The sequence below is a fragment of the Achromobacter sp. GbtcB20 genome (genome assembly GCF_019091095.1).
Taxonomy (GTDB): domain Bacteria; phylum Pseudomonadota; class Gammaproteobacteria; order Burkholderiales; family Burkholderiaceae_B; genus Achromobacter; species Achromobacter mucicolens.
The window spans coordinates 1-244 of sequence record NZ_JAGXJZ010000792.1 but is presented as its reverse complement, the minus strand read 5'-3'; the positions used below and the strand labels follow the sequence as shown (position 1 = coordinate 244).

Annotated in this window: 1 pseudogene; it reads left to right on the top strand. The window is 65.6% G+C overall.

What is annotated here, in order from left to right:
- Window positions 1–181, top strand: a pseudogene (locus KVT32_RS31140) (winged helix-turn-helix domain-containing protein); the annotation flags it as partial.
- Window positions 182–244 lie beyond the last annotated feature (63 nt).

Here is a 244-nt window from a genome sequence, read left to right as displayed (position 1 = left end):
CTCGCGCGAGAAGCTGATGGAACTGGCCCGGGGTCGCGAATACGAAGTGTTCGTCCGCTCGCTCGACGTCCAGATCTCGCGCCTGCGCTAGCTCATCGAACCGGACCCGTCCAGCCCGCTGTACATCCAGACCGTCTGGGGCCTGGGCTACGTCTTCATCCCTGAAGGACAGCCGCGCTAGTGCCCGCATCGTTCCTGACGTCCCGTCCCGGCCGCAAGCTCTGGTTGCGCAGCGGCCTGATAC